Source organism: Roseivivax sp. CAU 1761, assembly GCF_054482755.1.
The window spans coordinates 1-15,338 of the sequence record NZ_JBTLRM010000027.1 but is presented as its reverse complement, the minus strand read 5'-3'; the positions used below and the strand labels follow the sequence as shown (position 1 = coordinate 15,338).

The window sequence follows — 15,338 nt, the reverse complement described above, 5'->3', positions numbered from 1 at the left end:
ACAGGAGCCACTCGTGATGATGGTCTGCCACTGCATGTCGATCAGCGACCGCGACATCCGCCAGGCGGTGGACTGGATGCGGGCGGCCGATCCCGACACCATCATCACCCCCGGCAAGGTCTACCGCGCGCTCGGCAAGAAGGCCGATTGCGGCGGCTGCCTGCCCATCTTCATGGACACGCTGCAATCCTGCGATAGTTTTCAGGTGCCAGCCAACCTGCGCGGCCTGCGCCGCGCGGCTCAGCCAGAAACGATGCGCAAGGAATCCGGACATGAAGGGCGACGATAAGGTCATCGACTATCTCAACCAGGCTCTGCGCAGCGAGCTTACCGCGGTCAACCAGTATTGGCTGCATTACCGGCTGCAGGAGGACTGGGGGTTCGGCAAGATCGCGGCCAAGAGCCGCGAGGAGAGCATCGAGGAGATGCACCATGCCGACCGGCTGATCGAGCGAATCATCTTCCTCGAGGGACACCCGAACCTGCAGAAGCTCGATTCGCTCCGCATCGGCGAGACCCTGAAGGAAACGCTCGAGGCCGACCTCGCCGCCGAACACGATGCCCGCAATCTCTATGTCGAGGCCCGCGACCATTGCGAGCGCGTCAGCGACTACGTCTCGAAGAACCTGTTCGAGGAGCTGATCGCCGACGAGGAAGGCCATATCGACTATCTCGAGACCCAGCTCGACCTTTATGCCAAGCTCGGCGAGCAGGGTTACGGCCTGCTCAACGCGACGCCGTCCAACGACGCCGAGCAGGACGGCTGAGCACCGCCGCCGGCCACCCGGCCGAAACGGCCGCCGCGGCAGCGCGGCGGCCGTTTTCATGCCCGGGGCGCGCGCCGCTTCATGCCGGGGCGTGCGGGCTCCGAAAACGCAAACCCGCCCGCCGGAGATTTTTGTGAATACTTGGAACCCCGGGGCGACCTTCAAGGATTGAGAAGCACAAGCTCGGTTTCCAAGGGGCCGGATGCTTGCCGCCCCTGCCTCGGGATTTCGCCCATGACCAGACGATGCGGCCTCCTCGCCCGCCTGCGCCTCACCCCTGCCCCGCCGCCCAGCAGCTGGGCCGATGCCGGGGCGCCGGCCTATCTGAGCGCCGCGCAGCTGGCCGATGGCAGCCACCGGCTGATCGGCCTGAGCGCCGCCGGGGCAGAGCTGTTCCGCATCCGCATCCCCGACCGCGGCCATGCCGCCGCGGCCCATCCCGAGGCCCCCGAAGCGGTCGCCTTCGCGCGCCGTCCGGGCACCTTCGCGCTGGTCATCGACTGCGCCCGGCGCTGCGTGGCGCACCGGCTCTCGGCACCGGCGGGGCGGCATTTCAGCGGCCACGGCGTCTTCGCCGCGGCGGGTGACCTGCTCTGCACCGCCGAGAGCGACATCGCCACCGGCGAGGGCCGGATCGGGCTGTGGTCGCGCCCCGAGGGCTACCGCCGGGTCGGCGAGATCGCCACCGGGGGCATCGGGCCGCACGACATCCTGCGGCTCGGCGACGTGCTGGCGGTGGCCCATGAGGGCCGGCGCGATGACGGCCGCGGCGGCGGCGCGGCGGCCGGGGCCGGCCGCCCGGCGCTGACCTATCTGTCGCTGCTCGGCGAGATCCTCGAGGAAGCGGTGCTGCCGCCCGAGCTTGCCGCGAACGCCATCCGCCACCTGGCGCAGAGCGCCACCGGCGAGGTCGCCTTCGCGATGGAATGGCGCGGGCCGGACGCGGCGCTGGTGCCGCTTCTCGGGCTGCACCGCCACCGACGGGGCCGGCGGCGTGCTGTCGCTGGCCGCCGGCATGGCGCCGCTGGCCCGCCATGCCGGGCTGCGCTGGGACCACCACCTGGTGCCGATCGCCGCCTGACCGCGCGCCGGACGGCACGCTTCGGCGCGCGTCCTGCAAAACGGCTCTTGCGCGCGGCCCCGACTCGGCCCCTAGTTCGGCGTCGCACCGGCACCGGGCCGGCGCTACGGGGCGCTGAGCCATGACCCTCGAACATGTAGTGATGCTGGTTTTGCTGGCACTGATCTTCGCGCTGTTCTTCCGCGAGGTCTTCCCGCCCGAACTGACCGCGCTCGGCGCCTCGGCGGTGCTTTTGGCCACCGGCATCCTGACCTCCAAGGACTTCCTGTCGGTGTTCGCGAACCCGGCCCCGATCACCATCGCGATGATGTTCATCCTGTCGGCGGCGCTGGAGCGGACCGGGGTGCTGCAATCGATCGGACGGCGCCTGCAGAAGGCCGCCCGCGGCTCCTACCTGCGGGCCATCGGCATGATGATGGTGGTGACCATCGGCGCCTCCGCCCTGATGAACAACACCCCGGTGGTGATCCTGCTCACCCCGATCATGATCGGGGTCGCCGCCAGCGTCCGGGTCTCGGCCTCCAAACTGCTGATGCCGCTGTCCTTCGCGGCGATCTTCGGCGGCACGCTGACGCTGGTCGGCACCTCCACCAACATCCTGATGTCCGGGGTCGCCGAACAGGCCGGGCTGCGGCCGATCTCGATGTTCGAGATGACCCTGCCGGGGCTGGTCTTCGCCGCCGCCGGCGCGCTCTACATGATCTGGGCCGGGCACCGGCTGCTGCCCGACCGCACCACCCTCACCGCGGCGCTGGGACAGGCCTCGAAGCGCCACTTCACCGCCTCGCTGCGCATTCCCCCGGGCTCGGTCCATATCGGCCGCCGTCTTGCCGACCTGCCCTTCGACCCCGACGAGGCGCGGGTCATCGACGTCATCCGCCGCGGCGTGTCGCTGCGCACCGACCTGCGCGCCGTGCAGCTCGAGGCCGACGACCGCATCGTGCTGCGCGCCGGCACCGGCGAGATCCTCGGCCTCACCGAGGGCGGCCAGGTGGTGTTCCGCGCCGCCGGGCCCGACCTCGCCCCGGTCGAGGCCGAGAAGGTCCGCGTCATGGAGGCCTCGATCGGGCCGAACTCGCCGCTCCGCGGCCGCAAGGTCGGCAACCTGCGGCTGCGGCGCAAATACGGCGTCTACATCGCGGCGTTGCACCGGCAGGACCGCAACATGTCGGAGAACCTCGAGGATCTGCGCCTGCAATTCGCCGACACGCTGCTGCTGGAGGGCTCGGCCGAGGGCATGGCGCGGCTGCTCGAGGATGGCGGCGTGATCAACCTGTCCGATCCCGGCGAACGCCCGATGCGCCGGCCCAAGGCGCCGCTGGCCATCCTCACCATCCTCGCCGTGGTGACGCTCTCGGCGCTCGGCGTCATGGACATTGCCGGGCTCGCGGTGATCGGCGCGGTGATCGTCATGGCCGCGGGCTGCATCGACCCCGACGAGGCCTTCGCCGCCATCGACTGGCGCATCCTGTTCCTGATCTTCGGCATGCTGGGCTTCGGGCTCGGCATGGAGAAGACCGGCACCGCCGAGCTCATCGTCTCCTCCGCCGCGGCGGCGATCGGCGACGTCCCCCCGGTGGTCATGCTGGCCTTCGTCTACGTGCTCACCAGCACGCTGACCGAGCTGATCTCCAACAACGCCGTGGCGGTGCTGATCGGCCCCATCGCCATCGCCCTGGCTGAGACGCTGGGCTACGACCCGCGGCCCTTCGTGATGGCGGTGATGTTCGCGGCCTCGGCGAGCTTCGCCACACCGATCGGCTACCAGACCAACACCTTCGTCTATTCCGCCGGCGGCTACCGTTTCGCCGACTTTCTGCGCGTGGGCCTGCCGCTCAACGTCATCTTCGCGGTGCTGGCGGTGCTGATCCTGCCGATCTTCTTCCCCTTCCAGCCGTGAACGGCGGGATCCGGGCCGCGGCGGCGGCGGCGGCGGTTTTTTCGCGGCCAATCCGCCCGCGAGGGCCGCGCGCACTCTCGCCCCGCCGCTATGGCTCTGATTAATCTGGCCGCCATGCGACTCGGTCCCATCACCTTCGGCACCGCGCTGGCCATCATGCTGGGCTGGCTGTTCTGGATCGGCAAACCGATCCTGCTGCCGGTGATCGCCGCGGTGATCGCGCTCTACGTCCTGACCGCTGGGGCCTCGGCGCTGAAGCGGCTGCCGCTGCTCCGCCACGCCCCGCTCTGGGCGCTGCGGGTGCTGGTGCTCTTGGCCTTCACCGCCGGCATCGTGCTGCTCTTCTTCCTGATCGTGGTGAACTTCGCCCGCGTGGTCGATGCGATCCCGGGCTACGAGCAGAACCTCGACGCGCTGGTGGCCCGCGGCGCCACCTTCCTCGGCATCGAGGACGAGCCGAACTGGGAGATCGTCCGCGACAGCACGCTGGGGCGGATCGACACGGCGGGGCTGATCGCGCCCTTCGCCAACCAGATCCGCGGCATCGGCACCACGCTGTTCCTGATCGTGCTCTACGCCGCCTTCTTCTTCGCCGAACGGGTGCAGTTCGCCGACAAGGTGGCGATCGCGCTCGGCGGGCCCGGCAAGGGCGTGCGCGCGGTGCAGCTCATCGACCGCATCAACACGCGGATCAGCCAGTACCTGCTGGTGAAGACCTTCGTGAACGTCGTGCTGGGCGCCATCTCCTACGCCATCATGTGGGCCATCGGCATCGAGTTCGCGCTGTTCTGGGCGGTGCTCATCGCCTTCCTGAACTACGTGCCCTATTTCGGCTCGCTGGTGGGGGTGCTGTTCCCGGTGCTGCTGAGCCTCGTGCAATCGGGCTCCTACCAGTTCGCGGTGCTGTCGCTGGTCACCCTGACCATCGCGCAGGTCTATGTCGGCGCGGTGCTGGAGCCGCGGCTGATGGGCCGCACCTTCAACCTGTCGCCGGCGGTGGTGCTGCTGGCGCTGGCCTTCTGGGGCGGTCTCTGGGGCATTGCCGGGGCGATCCTCGCCGTGCCGCTGACCGCTAGCCTGGTGATCGTGCTGGCCGAGGTGCCGGCGACGCGGCCGATCGCGGTGATGCTGTCGGCCCGCGGGAGAGTCTGATGGAACTGTTTCTGGTCTGCCCCCCGGGGCTCGAATCCCTGCTGGCCGAGGAGGCCGTCGGCCTGGGCTTCGCCGATCCGGCGGTCGAACCGGGCGGCGTGACGGTCAGCGGCGGCTGGCCTGAGGTCTGGCGCGCCAACCTGAGGCTGCGCGGCGCCACCCGCGTGCTGGCCCGGATCGCGGGCTTTCCGGTGCACCACCTGGCGCAGCTCGACAAACGCTGCCGGCGCGTCGCCTGGTCCGAGATCCTGCGGCCCGACCGTCCGGTCCGGGTCGAGGCGACCTGCCGGCGCTCGAAGATCTACCACGACCGGGCGGCGACGGAGCGCCTGACCACCGCGCTCGAGGCGGCGGGCATCGCGGTCTCGGCGGAGGCGCCGCTGACCCTCAAGCTGCGCATCGACGACAACATCGCGGCGATCAGCCTCGACACCACCGGGGCGCCGCTGCACCAGCGCGGGATCAAGCAGGCGGTGGGCAAGGCGCCGCTGCGCGAGACCCTGGCCGCGCCCTTCCTGCGCGCCATGGGTTTCGACGGCAGCCAGAGCGTCGTCGACCCGATGTGCGGCTCCGGCACCTTCGTGATCGAGGCCGCCGAGATCGCCGCCGGGCTGGTCCCGGGCCGAGCGCGGCGCTTCGCCTTCGAGGATCTGGCGAGCCTCGACGCCGCGGCGGTGGCTTCGCTGCGCGGCCCCTGCCCCGACATCGCCGGGCCGCCGCGCTTCTTCGGCTCCGACCGCGACCAGGGCGCGGTGCAGAACGCCGCGGCCAATGCCGAGCGCGCCGGGCTGGCCGCGCTCACCGCCTTCCGCCGCCACGCGGTCAGCGACCTGGCGCGGCCCGACGGCCCGCCCGGACTGGTCATGGTCAACCCGCCCTACGGCGCGCGGATCGGCGACCGCAAGCTGCTGTTTGCGCTCTACGGCGCGCTCGGCGCGGTGCTGAAGGAGCGGTTCGGCGGCTGGCGGGTCGGGCTGGTGACCTCCGATCCCGGCCTCGCCAAGGCCACCGCCCTGCCCTGGGCCGAGCCCGGCCCGCAGGTCGCGCATGGCGGCCTCAAGGTCCGGCTCTACCGCAGCGCGGCGCTCTGATCGGCGCCGATGCCGCGCAGGAAGACCGCGAGGCCAAGCTCGAAGCGCGCCTCCACGGCGGCGAGATCGACGGGCCGCGCCGGATCCACCAGCCGGTCGAGCGGCGAGGGCCGCGCCATGTCGGCCAGAAGCGCCGCCGCGGCGCCGGTATCGGCGATCTCGACCTCGCCGCGGCGCACCGCGCGGTCGAGCTCGGCCTGGATCATGGCGCGGATCTGCGGCAGGCCGCGGCGGAAGATCCGCGCCGCCATGTCGGGACGCTCCGGCGCCTCGGCGATCACCGTGCGCAGGATGGCGAAGGGCAGCGCCAGGGACCGCGTGGCGATGTTGGGCGCCAGGAGCAGGCGCAGCCGCTCGGCCAGCGGCAGGTCCTCCTCGGCCGGGCCCAGCGGCCGGATCATCCGCCGCAGCCGCCGCGCCGTGTAGGCCTCGAGCAGGGCCGCGCGGTCGTCGAACACCGCGTAGAGCGTGCGCTTCGACATGCCGGCCTCGCGCGCCACCGCGGCCATCGACACCCCGGCCATGCCGGAGACGTCGAAGACGCGCTGCAGCGCGTCGAGGATCAGGTCGCGGCGATCCTCGGCATCGAGCGCCGGCGGGCGGCCGCGGCGCGGCGGCGCCTCGGTCTGCGATCCGGCGCCGTCATCCATTGCGGCGGCCGATGTGCGGAACCGCCCGCCCGGCGGCGCGATAGCGGGCATGGGCGATGGGGACTTTCGGAATTCTCGTCATAACTTACATCTACGTGAGCCGCCCGGCCCTGCAAGGGTATGTTTTGGTCGCACGTTCCGGGGCCGCGCCGCGCACCGGGGCGCTGCGCCCGTCAAACGGCACGACAAAGGAGCCCTCGACGTGCAGTTCGGACCCGTCCTGATCTTCCGCCGCCTGACCGAGACCGAGCTGCAGCTGGCGGCCCTGCTGGTGCGCGAGGGCCCGGAGCCGCCGCCGCCGGTGATCGTGGACGGCGCCGAACACGCGCCCAAGCGCCTGGCCGAGATCGCCGGCCACGGCATCTGGCGCATCGACTTCGCGCTGCCGCGCGGCGGCGCCGGGCACTATTCGCATGGCGGCGAGAGCCACACGGTGGCGACCGATTTCGACGGCGACCTCAACCTCGCCTTCGTGTCCTGCAACGGCGAGGAAGCGGGCGATCTCGAGCGCGACGAGGAGGAGCGCAACCGGATGTGGCGCCGGCTCGAGGCGGCGCAGGACCGCGCGCCCTTCCACCTGATGCTGCATGGCGGCGACCAGGTCTATGCCGACGAGGTCACCGACGATCACCCGCTGTCGCGCGACTGGCCCGAGGTGCCCGCGGCCGAGCCCGATGCCGCGGCGCTCGACGGGCTGCGGGCGCATCTGCGCGAACGCCTGCTGGAGCGCTATGCCGCGACCTATTCCGCGCCCGGCTTCGCCCGCGTGGCGGCGCGCGTGCCGTCGCTGATGATCTGGGATGACCACGACATCTGCGACGGCTGGGGCTCGCTCGGCGAGCGGGCCGAGGGCTCGGGCGTCGGCCGTACGCTCTTCGCCGCGGCGCGCGAGGCCTTCCTGCTCTACCAGCACGCCGCCACCGAGGACGAGCGCGACGACCTGTTCCTCGATCCCACCGGCACCTCGCTGGGCTGGCGCCGCGACCTGCCGGGCCTCAGCATCGTCGCCCCCGACCTGCGCTCCGAACGGCAGCGGCGGCGGGTCATCGGGCCGGCCGGCTGGGCCGGATTCGAGCGCGCCTGCGAGGATCTGCGCGAGCGCGTGCTGCTGATCTCCTCGGTGCCGCTGCTCGGGCCGCGGCTCTCGGTGCTGGAATGGCTGATGGGCCTGACCCGGCGCATGGAACGCTACGAGGACGACCTGCGCGACCAGTGGCAGAGCCGCGCCCACCGCGGCGAATGGGTCCAGATGCTGCAGAAGGTGCTGGGGCTGGAACGCGCCGGGCACCGCGTCACGGCGATCTCCGGCGAAATCCACCTCGCCACCCGGGCCGAGCTGACCACCGGGGCGGCGCCGGTGCACCAGCTGGTGGCCTCGGGCATCTCGCACCGCGCCCCGCCCGGCGCCTATGCAAGGGTGCTGGGCCTCCTGGCGCGGTTCGGCGAGGCGCCGATCCCGCAGCACCCGATCCGCATCCGCCCCCTGCCCGGGCAGCGCCGGCTCTACGCCGCGGAGCGCAACTGGCTGCAGGTGGAGCGCCGCGACGGCGTCTGGCAGGCGCGCTGGGAGCTCGAGGACAGCGGCACCACGCCCTGGCTGCCGCTCTGAGCGGCGGCGGCGGAGGCAAGCGGGCGCGGCGCCCGGTCAGACGACCGGACGGGAGCGGAACCAGAGATAGAGCGGCAGCCCGCAGCTCACCCCGATGAGAAAGGTCGCGGGCACCGCCAGCAGCGCCGCCCAGTTGCGCCGCATCGCCACCTCGGCGAGGATCCAGAGCGTCAGGGTGACGGCCGCGATGGTCAGGTCCCAGGTCAGCCCGGTGGTCGCGGCATTGGCGTGCCAGGCGTCCAGCAGCGCCGCCGGCGACCAGCCATTGGCGGCCAGGAAGGTCACGAACCAGTACATCGGATGCACCGCGCCCCAAAGCGCCAGCGCCAGCCAGAGCGGCCGCAATCCGGTCATCAGAAATCCAGGCCGAAGGTGAAGTTGCCGCGCCGCATCCGCACCCCGGCGCCGCCGACGACGCCGCGGTTGCTGATGCCGATCTCGGTATAGCCGGTGGTCTCGACGGCGGGCCGCTCGGGCTCGGTCGCAGCTTTCTCGCCGGACTTCGGCGCCGCGCAGCCGGCCAGCGCCAGAAGGCCCGCCGCCGCGAGGAGCCCGGCCCGTCTCATCGCCGCGCCACCCCGATGGCGGCGCTGCCGCTGACCTCCAGCCCGACGCCCGGCCGCGCCGCGGCGGGTTCGGGCGGCACCGGGTCGCCATCGGCGCCGCAGCCGGCGAGGCCCAGCGTCAGCAGCACGAGGGCGAGACGCGCCGTCATCCCAGTTTCTCCTTCCATGCCGCGACCTGCTCGCGCACCCGGACCGGGGCGGTGCCGCCGAAGCTGGTGCGGCTGGCCACCGAATTGTCGACCCCGAGCACTTCGAAGACCGACTCGGTGATATCCTGATGCACGCCCCGCATGTCGTCCAGCGTCAGTTCCGGCAGGTCGCAGCCCTTGCGCTCGGCCAGCGCCACCAGCGCCCCGGTGACGTGATGGGCGTCGCGGAACGGCAGGCCGGCCTCGCGCACCAGCCAGTCGGCGAGGTCGGTGGCGGTGGAGAAGCCGCTCGACGCCGCGGCGGCGAGCGCGTCGCGGTTGGCCGCCATGTCGCGCACCATGCCCTCCATCGCGGCCAGCGCCAGCAGCCAGTGATCGGCGGCGTCGAAGACCTGTTCCTTGTCCTCCTGCATGTCCTTGGAATAGGCCAAGGGCAGGCCCTTCATCACCGTCATCAGCGCCACGTTGGCGCCGAAGATGCGGCCGATCTTGGCGCGGATCAGCTCGGCCGCGTCGGGGTTCTTCTTCTGCGGCATGATCGAGGAGCCGGTGGAGAAGCGGTCCGACAGCGTCACGAAGCGGAACTGCGCCGAGGACCAGATCACCAGCTCCTCGGCCAGCCGCGACAGGTGCATCGCCGAGATCGAGGCCACGGAGAGGAATTCCAGCGCGAAGTCGCGGTCCGACACGGCGTCGAGCGAATTGGCGCAGGGCCGGTCGAAGCCCAGCGCCTCGGCGGTCATGTGGCGGTCGATCGGGAACGAGGTGCCGGCCAGCGCCGCGGCGCCGAGCGGGCATTCGTTCATCCGCGCCCGGGCGTCGCGCACCCGGCCCAGATCGCGGCCGCACATCTCGACATAGGCCATCATGTGGTGGCCCCAGGTCACCGGCTGCGCGGTCTGCAGATGCGTGAAGCCGGGCATCACCCAGTCGGCGCCCTGTTCGGCCTGCGCCAAGAGCGCCCGCATCAGCGCCTCGAGCCCCGCGGCCGCGGCGTCGAGCTGGTCGCGCACCCAGAGCCGGAAATCGGTCGCCACCTGGTCGTTGCGCGACCGCGCGGTGTGCAGCCGTCCGGCCGCCGGGCCGACGATCTCCTTCAGGCGGGCCTCCACGTTCATGTGGATGTCCTCGAGCGCGGTGGACAACGCGAAGCGGCCGCCCTCGATCTCTGACAACACCGTGAGAAGGCCTTCCCGCATCGCCTCGGCCTCTTTAGCCTCGACGATGCCCGTGGCTGCCAGCATGGCGGCATGGGCCCTCGATCCGGCGATGTCCTGCGCCGCGAGCCGCTTGTCGAAGCCGATCGAGGCGTTGATCGCCTCCATGATGGCATCGGGTCCCGCGGCGAAGCGGCCGCCCCACATCTGGTTCGAGGTCGTGTCCGTCATGTGCTCAGACCCTTCGGAGGAAAGATGAAACGGGTTCTCCTGGCGCTCTATACCGCCGCCTCGCTGCTTGCAATTCCGGCCCAGGCCGGCACCGAGGCCGCCGCGGCGCTGCGCTCGGGCGACATGAAGAAGCTGGTCTTCCATTCCGCCGCCAAGCCGGCGCCCGGGACCGGCTTCGAAACCTTCGAGGGCAAGCCGCTCGACCTCGCCGATTTCCGCGGCAAATGGGTGCTGGTGAACTTCTGGGCGACCTGGTGCGCGCCCTGCCGCAAGGAGATGCCGATGCTCTCGGAGCTGCAGCGCGAGATGGGCGGCGCCGGCTTCGAGGTCGTCACCATCGCCACCGGGCGCAACCCGCAGCCGGCGATGAAGAAATTCTTCTCGGAGATCGGGGTGTCGAACCTGCCGCTGCACCGCGATCCGAAATCGGCGCTGGCCCGCGACATGGCGGTGCTGGGCCTGCCGGTGACGCTGATCCTCGACCCCGAGGGCCGCGAGGTGGCGCGGCTGCAGGGCGATGCCGACTGGTCCTCGGCATCGGCCAAGGCGGTGCTGCGGGAGCTGGTCGGCGGCTGAGCGGAGCGCCCCGCGGCGGCCCCGCCCGGCCGGGTCACTGGCAGAAGCTGCCGCCGCGGTGGCGCGCCGTGTCGAAGTGGAAATGATCCTGGTGGTAGCGGTCGGAATCGGGGCCCAGCGTGGTCCCGAACGGGCCGCAGGCAGCGCGGTACATGCGCTGCAGGATCGGCCCCTGCCCGGCCGCCCGGTAGCCGCCCAGCACCGTCAGGTCGGTGCCGTCGCGGAGCCGGATCGCCGAAATGTCGATGGCCCGGCCCTTGCCGTGCTCGGAGACCTTGGCGCCGGGCTGGTTGTTGCGGGTCCGGCAGGCGTAATGCGCCGCCACCCGCAGCTCGGCGACGCCGCCGCCGGCCCGGCCCACCGCCGGCTTCACCCCGCCCTGGACCCAGGATTTCAGCGCCCGCGCGGTGGTGCAGTCCATCAGCGCGGCCTGGCTGAGGCGCACGCCGCCGACGGCGCGCACCCGGACCGCGTCGTCGACGCCGCAGGCCGGCAGCTTGCCCGGCACGAAGCCCACCGGCTCGCCCTCGATGGAGGGATCGCCGCAGAGCCCGTTGCCGGCGCGCTCGACCTGGCGCGCCATGGCCTGGTGCAGCTGGCCGCCCTCGCGCCGCTGCGGCCGCGGTGCCGCGGCCACGGCAAGGCTGCTGGCGGCGGCGGCGAAGCCGCGGGCCGAAAGCTCCCCGGGGGCAGAGGCACCGGCAGCCGCGGCCGGCGCCGCCATGCTTTGCGCAAGTTTGGCCGCCAGCGCGCTGCGGAACGCCTCGGGCCGGGCCTCGGGCCGGCGGCCGGCCTCCAGCCCGTCGCTGGCGAAGCGCGCCACCGGCGCCGCCTCGGGCCGCGCCACCGGCCGCAGGGCGCTGTCCGGGGCGGCGGCATGAAGCGCCGGCGCGAGGCTCAGCGCGGCGAGGGTGAGGGCCAGCAGAGATCGTGTCATCGTTCCACCTTGGCGCGGCCGAAATCCGGCGCGTCCGTATCCTGTCCCGCTTCGATGATGCCGCGCCGGATCGCCCGGGTGCGGGTGAAATAGGCGTGCAGCTGCTCGCCGTCGCCGGTGCGGATCGCCCGCTGCAGGGCGAAGAGCTCCTCGGTGAAGCGGCCGAGGATCTCCAGCGTCGCGTCCTTGTTGTTGAGGAACACGTCGCGCCACATCGTCGGGTCGGAGGCGGCGATGCGGGTGAAGTCGCGGAAGCCGGCGGCGGAATACTTGATCACCTCGCTGTCGGTGACCCGCCGCAGGTCGTCGGCGACGCCGACCATGGTGTAGGCGATCAGGTGCGGGCAATGCGAGGTTACCGCCAGCACCAGGTCGTGGTGGTCGGCATCCATGGTCTCGACATGGGCGCCCAGCCCCTGCCAGAACCGCGCCAGACGATCCTGCGCCGCGGCGCGCGCCTCGGGCAGGTCGATGAGCAGGCACCAGCGGTTGTCGAAGAGCGTGGCAAAGCCCGATTCCGGGCCCGAATGCTCGGTCCCGGCGAGCGGATGGCCGGGGACGAAATCGACCCCCTCGGGCAGGTGCGGCGCCACCGCCTCGATCACCGTGCGCTTGACCGAGCCGACATCGGTGACCGTGGCGCCGGGCTTGAGATGCGGCGCGATCTCGGCGGCGACCGCGCCCATGGCGCCGACCGGCACCGCCAGCACCACCAGATCGGCGTCGGCCACCGCCTCGGCGGCGCTGTCGCAGACCGCGTCGCAGAGCCCGATGCGGCGCGCCGTCTCGCGCGTCTCACGCGTCCGGGCATAGCCCGCGACATGGCCGGCGAGCCCGCGCCGCCGCGCCGCCCAGAACATCGACGAGGCGATCAGCCCGAGGCCGATCAGCGCGACCTTGTCGTAGACCTGACCTTCGCTCATCGCGCGCCGGCCTTGAACAGCCCGATGCAATGCGCCACGCGGCGGCACGACGCCTCGTCGCCGACGGTGATCCGGAGCGCCTGCGGCAGGTTGTAGCCCGCCACCCGGCGCACGATCAGCCCCTGGCTCTGCAGGTAGAGGTCGCAGGCCTCGGCCTCGGCCCGGTCGCCGAACCGGGCGAGGACGAAATTCGCCGTCGAGATGTCCGAGGGCACGCCGTGCTCCATCAGCGCCTCGGCAAGCCAGGTCCTGAGCCGGGTATTCTCGGCCCGCGAGCGCTGCAGGTAGGCGGTGTCGCGGATCGCCGCCTCGGCCGCGGCCAGCGCCACGTTGGACAGGTTGAAGGGGCCGCGGATGCGGTTCAGCACGTCGATGATCGCCTGCGGGCCGTAGCCCCAGCCGACGCGCATGCCGCCGAGCCCGTAGAGCTTGGAGAAGGTCCGCGTCATCACCACGTTGGCGCGCGCCTCGACCAGCCCGGCGCCGCCGTCATAGCCCTCGACATATTCGGCATAGGCGCCGTCGAGCACCAGGATCGCCTGCTCCGGCAGGCCCTCGGCCAGCCGCTCGACCTCGGCGGCGCCGATCATCGTGCCGGTCGGGTTGTTGGGGTTGGCGATGAAGACCAGCCGGGTCCGCGGCGTGCAGGCGGCGAGGATGGCGTCGACATCGGTGACGCGCTCGCGTTCGCGCACCTCGACCGGGGTCGCCCCGGCGGCGCGGGCGCTGATCTTGTACATGCCGAAGCCGTGCTCGGTATGGATCACCTCGTCGCCCGGCCCGGCATAGGCCTGGCACAGGAAGTGGATGATCTCGTCCGAGCCCACGCCGCAGATGATCCGGCCCATGTCGAGCCCGTGCACCTCGGCGATGGCGGCGCGCAGGCCGGCGTGATCGGTCGAGGGATAGCGGTGCATCTCGTGCAGGCTGCGGCGCACCGCCTCCTGCGCCGCCGGGCTCGGCCCGTAGGGGTTCTCGTTGGAACTCAGCTTGACGACGTTGGCGACGCCCTCGACATGGGCCTTGCCGCCCTCGTAGAGGGCGATGTCGAGAATGCCGGGCTGCGGCGCGATCTTGGTCATGGCCCCGTCTCCTTCGCCGGCGTCTTTACCCGCCGCCCGGTGAAGAGAAAAGCGGCAAACCGTCCCGCCCGCGGCGTTGCGCCGCCGCCCCGCTTGCGCGACAAGGCGGCAACCACATCCGCAGGGAGGCCGTCATGCGCCGCATCCTCGTCACCGGCAGCGCCGGCTTCATCGGCTTCCATCTCTGCCGCCTGCTGCTCGACGAAGGCTTCGAGGTGCACGGCCTCGACGGCATGACCGATTATTACGATGTCCGCCTCAAGGAGCGCCGGCACGCGCTGCTGCGCGAGAGCCCGGGCTTCGCCGCCACCGAGGCGCTGGTCGAGGAGGAGGGCACGGTGGCGGCGCTGGCCCGGGACTTTGCCCCCGACGCCATCGTCCACCTCGCGGCGCAGGCCGGGGTGCGCTACAGCCTCGAGAACCCACGCGCCTATCTCGACGCCAACGTCATCGGCACCTTCAACGTCATGGAGGCGGCGCGCGCGGCCGAGGTCCGGCACCTGATGATGGCCTCGACCTCCTCGGTCTACGGCGCCAATACCGAGATGCCCTATCGCGAGGTGCACAAGGCCGACCACCCGATGAGCCTCTACGCCGCCACCAAGAAGGCCGGCGAGGCGATGGGCCATGCCTATGCCCACCTGCACGACATCCCGACGACGCTGTTCCGCTTCTTCACCGTCTACGGGCCGTGGGGGCGGCCCGACATGGCGCTGTTCAAGTTCACCCGGGCGATCCTCGAGGACAGCCCGATCGACGTCTACAATCACGGCGAGATGTTCCGCGACTTCACCTATGTCGGCGATCTGGTGCGGGCGATCCGGCTGCTGCTCGACGCCGCGCCGGTGCGGCCCGGGCCCGGCGCCGCGATCCCCGAGGGCGACACGCTGTCGCCGGTGGCGCCCTGGCGGGTGGTCAATATCGGCAACAACAGCTCGGTGCGGCTGACCGACTTCATCGACGAGATCGAGCGCGCCACCGGGCGCCCGGCCCGGCGCAACCTGATGCCGATGCAGCCCGGCGACGTGCCGGCCACCTGGGCCGATGCCGGGCTGCTGCAGCGGCTCACCGGCTACGTGCCGCAGACCCCGGTGAGCGAGGGCATCCCGCGCTTCGTCGACTGGTACCGGGAGTATTACGGGGTGTGAGCGCCGGGGCGCGTCCGGCGGTCTGCGGGAGCGACGGGCGGCGCTCTGCCGGACAGGGTGCTACGCAACGCCGACAGCCGGGCCGGGATAGCACCTGCCGTCCAACGCCCCAGCATTCCTCCGCGCGACTTGGCCCGCACCGTCACCCAACGGTCCGGACAAGTCCCCCGGCGCGGAATCAAGGCCGCAGGCCGCCGGGGGGGGGGGGGGGGGGGGGGGGGGGGGGGGGGGGGGGGGGGGGGGGGGGGGGGGGGGGGGGGGGGGGGGGGGGGGGGGGGGGGGGGGGGGGGGGGGGGGGGGGGGAGGGGGGGGGGGGGGG

At 72.0% G+C, this 15,338-nt stretch carries 17 protein-coding genes; 9 read left to right on the top strand and 8 right to left on the bottom strand.

Annotated elements, in window-relative coordinates; all coding sequences use genetic code 11:
• Positions 1–16 precede the first annotated feature (16 nt).
• The 6 genes from ACXYMW_RS14950 (at position 17) to ACXYMW_RS14925 (ending at position 5,991) form a co-directional block, all read left to right on the top strand.
• On the top strand, positions 17–289 hold the full coding sequence (locus tag ACXYMW_RS14950) for a (2Fe-2S)-binding protein (protein WP_459036154.1): 273 nt from the start codon (positions 17–19) through the stop codon (positions 287–289).
• Positions 273–767, top strand: a complete 495-nt coding sequence (gene bfr / locus ACXYMW_RS14945) for a bacterioferritin (protein ID WP_459036127.1) — start codon at positions 273–275, stop codon at positions 765–767. Before ACXYMW_RS14950 ends, bfr begins: the two co-directional genes overlap by 17 nt.
• A gap of 234 nt (positions 768–1,001) precedes the next feature.
• Positions 1,002–1,973, top strand: coding sequence for a DUF1513 domain-containing protein (locus ACXYMW_RS14940; protein ID WP_459036126.1), 972 nt, complete (start codon positions 1,002–1,004; stop codon positions 1,971–1,973).
• Positions 1,970–3,748, top strand: coding sequence for an SLC13 family permease (locus tag ACXYMW_RS14935; RefSeq protein ID WP_459036125.1), 1,779 nt, complete (start codon positions 1,970–1,972; stop codon positions 3,746–3,748). The genes ACXYMW_RS14940 and ACXYMW_RS14935 overlap by 4 nt, the downstream gene beginning before the upstream one ends.
• Before the next feature lie 114 nt (positions 3,749–3,862).
• Complete coding sequence (locus ACXYMW_RS14930; protein ID WP_459036124.1) at positions 3,863–4,900, top strand: AI-2E family transporter; 1,038 nt, start codon at positions 3,863–3,865, stop codon at positions 4,898–4,900.
• A complete protein-coding gene (locus ACXYMW_RS14925; protein WP_459036123.1) occupies positions 4,900–5,991 on the top strand; it encodes a THUMP domain-containing class I SAM-dependent RNA methyltransferase in 1,092 nt (363 codons plus the stop codon). The genes ACXYMW_RS14930 and ACXYMW_RS14925 overlap by 1 nt, the downstream gene beginning before the upstream one ends.
• Here ACXYMW_RS14925 and ACXYMW_RS14920 read toward each other — a convergent pair.
• Positions 5,970–6,641, bottom strand: a complete 672-nt coding sequence (locus ACXYMW_RS14920) for a TetR/AcrR family transcriptional regulator (protein WP_459036122.1) — start codon at positions 6,639–6,641, stop codon at positions 5,970–5,972. The two genes, ACXYMW_RS14925 and ACXYMW_RS14920, sit on opposite strands and share 22 nt — an antisense overlap.
• Before the next feature lie 202 nt (positions 6,642–6,843).
• Here ACXYMW_RS14920 and ACXYMW_RS14915 point away from each other — a divergent pair, with 202 nt between their 5' ends.
• Positions 6,844–8,250 (top strand): alkaline phosphatase D family protein, encoded by a 1,407-nt coding sequence (locus tag ACXYMW_RS14915; RefSeq protein ID WP_459036121.1) that lies wholly within the window; start codon positions 6,844–6,846, stop codon positions 8,248–8,250.
• Between the two features lie 36 nt (positions 8,251–8,286).
• On the opposite strand, the gene ACXYMW_RS14910 is transcribed toward ACXYMW_RS14915, so the two are convergent.
• Genes ACXYMW_RS14910 through argH form a run of 4 tightly spaced genes read right to left on the bottom strand, consistent with a single transcriptional unit; the run spans position 8,287 to position 10,353 of the window.
• Positions 8,287–8,604, bottom strand: a complete 318-nt coding sequence (locus ACXYMW_RS14910) for a DUF2834 domain-containing protein (RefSeq protein ID WP_459036120.1) — start codon at positions 8,602–8,604, stop codon at positions 8,287–8,289.
• Positions 8,604–8,816 (bottom strand): hypothetical protein, encoded by a 213-nt coding sequence (locus ACXYMW_RS14905; protein ID WP_459036119.1) that lies wholly within the window; start codon positions 8,814–8,816, stop codon positions 8,604–8,606. The genes ACXYMW_RS14910 and ACXYMW_RS14905 overlap by 1 nt, the downstream gene beginning before the upstream one ends.
• Positions 8,813–8,965: an argininosuccinate lyase gene (locus ACXYMW_RS14900; protein ID WP_459036118.1), complete on the bottom strand. Its 153-nt coding sequence runs from the start codon at positions 8,963–8,965 to the stop codon at positions 8,813–8,815. Before ACXYMW_RS14900 ends, ACXYMW_RS14905 begins: the two co-directional genes overlap by 4 nt.
• Positions 8,962–10,353 (bottom strand): argininosuccinate lyase, encoded by a 1,392-nt coding sequence (gene argH, locus ACXYMW_RS14895; protein WP_459036117.1) that lies wholly within the window; start codon positions 10,351–10,353, stop codon positions 8,962–8,964. Before argH ends, ACXYMW_RS14900 begins: the two co-directional genes overlap by 4 nt.
• 24 nt (positions 10,354–10,377) lie before the next feature.
• Between argH and ACXYMW_RS14890 the strand changes: the two genes are divergently transcribed.
• Positions 10,378–10,929 carry a TlpA family protein disulfide reductase gene (locus ACXYMW_RS14890; protein WP_459036116.1) on the top strand — a complete coding sequence of 184 codons (552 nt, stop codon included), beginning with the start codon at positions 10,378–10,380 and terminating at the stop codon, positions 10,927–10,929.
• Positions 10,930–10,963: 34 nt separating this feature from the next.
• On the opposite strand, the gene ACXYMW_RS14885 is transcribed toward ACXYMW_RS14890, so the two are convergent.
• Genes ACXYMW_RS14885 through hisC form a run of 3 tightly spaced genes read right to left on the bottom strand, consistent with a single transcriptional unit; the run spans position 10,964 to position 13,871 of the window.
• Complete coding sequence (locus tag ACXYMW_RS14885; RefSeq protein WP_459036115.1) at positions 10,964–11,866, bottom strand: extensin-like domain-containing protein; 903 nt, start codon at positions 11,864–11,866, stop codon at positions 10,964–10,966.
• The gene (locus ACXYMW_RS14880) at positions 11,863–12,789 is read right to left on the bottom strand and encodes a prephenate/arogenate dehydrogenase family protein (RefSeq protein WP_459036114.1); all 927 of its coding nucleotides are present in this window, start codon (positions 12,787–12,789) and stop codon (positions 11,863–11,865) included. The genes ACXYMW_RS14885 and ACXYMW_RS14880 overlap by 4 nt, the downstream gene beginning before the upstream one ends.
• Positions 12,786–13,871, bottom strand: coding sequence for a histidinol-phosphate transaminase (gene hisC, locus ACXYMW_RS14875; RefSeq protein ID WP_459036113.1), 1,086 nt, complete (start codon positions 13,869–13,871; stop codon positions 12,786–12,788). Before hisC ends, ACXYMW_RS14880 begins: the two co-directional genes overlap by 4 nt.
• A 134-nt stretch (positions 13,872–14,005) precedes the next feature.
• Here hisC and ACXYMW_RS14870 point away from each other — a divergent pair, with 134 nt between their 5' ends.
• A complete protein-coding gene (locus ACXYMW_RS14870) occupies positions 14,006–15,019 on the top strand; it encodes an NAD-dependent epimerase/dehydratase family protein (RefSeq protein WP_459036112.1) in 1,014 nt (337 codons plus the stop codon).
• The last annotated feature ends 319 nt before the right edge of the window (positions 15,020–15,338 follow it).

What these genes read in the sequence shown, in the direction of transcription:
- ACXYMW_RS14900 (WP_459036118.1), bottom strand. Translation starts at nt 8,965, where the DNA reads ATGACGGCGCGTCTCGCCCTCGTGCTGCTGACGCTGGGCCTCGCCGGC.
- ACXYMW_RS14935 (WP_459036125.1), top strand. Translation starts at nt 1,970, where the DNA reads ATGACCCTCGAACATGTAGTGATGCTGGTTTTGCTGGCACTGATCTTC.
- ACXYMW_RS14925 (WP_459036123.1), top strand. Translation starts at nt 4,900, where the DNA reads ATGGAACTGTTTCTGGTCTGCCCCCCGGGGCTCGAATCCCTGCTGGCC.
- ACXYMW_RS14940 (WP_459036126.1), top strand. Translation starts at nt 1,002, where the DNA reads ATGACCAGACGATGCGGCCTCCTCGCCCGCCTGCGCCTCACCCCTGCC.
- argH (WP_459036117.1), bottom strand. Translation starts at nt 10,353, where the DNA reads ATGACGGACACGACCTCGAACCAGATGTGGGGCGGCCGCTTCGCCGCG.
- ACXYMW_RS14950 (WP_459036154.1), top strand. Translation starts at nt 17, where the DNA reads ATGATGGTCTGCCACTGCATGTCGATCAGCGACCGCGACATCCGCCAG.
- ACXYMW_RS14920 (WP_459036122.1), bottom strand. Translation starts at nt 6,641, where the DNA reads ATGGATGACGGCGCCGGATCGCAGACCGAGGCGCCGCCGCGCCGCGGC.
- ACXYMW_RS14910 (WP_459036120.1), bottom strand. Translation starts at nt 8,604, where the DNA reads ATGACCGGATTGCGGCCGCTCTGGCTGGCGCTGGCGCTTTGGGGCGCG.
- ACXYMW_RS14880 (WP_459036114.1), bottom strand. Translation starts at nt 12,789, where the DNA reads ATGAGCGAAGGTCAGGTCTACGACAAGGTCGCGCTGATCGGCCTCGGG.
- ACXYMW_RS14930 (WP_459036124.1), top strand. Translation starts at nt 3,863, where the DNA reads ATGCGACTCGGTCCCATCACCTTCGGCACCGCGCTGGCCATCATGCTG.
- ACXYMW_RS14870 (WP_459036112.1), top strand. Translation starts at nt 14,006, where the DNA reads ATGCGCCGCATCCTCGTCACCGGCAGCGCCGGCTTCATCGGCTTCCAT.
- ACXYMW_RS14885 (WP_459036115.1), bottom strand. Translation starts at nt 11,866, where the DNA reads ATGACACGATCTCTGCTGGCCCTCACCCTCGCCGCGCTGAGCCTCGCG.
- hisC (WP_459036113.1), bottom strand. Translation starts at nt 13,871, where the DNA reads ATGACCAAGATCGCGCCGCAGCCCGGCATTCTCGACATCGCCCTCTAC.
- bfr (WP_459036127.1), top strand. Translation starts at nt 273, where the DNA reads ATGAAGGGCGACGATAAGGTCATCGACTATCTCAACCAGGCTCTGCGC.
- ACXYMW_RS14890 (WP_459036116.1), top strand. Translation starts at nt 10,378, where the DNA reads ATGAAACGGGTTCTCCTGGCGCTCTATACCGCCGCCTCGCTGCTTGCA.
- ACXYMW_RS14905 (WP_459036119.1), bottom strand. Translation starts at nt 8,816, where the DNA reads ATGAGACGGGCCGGGCTCCTCGCGGCGGCGGGCCTTCTGGCGCTGGCC.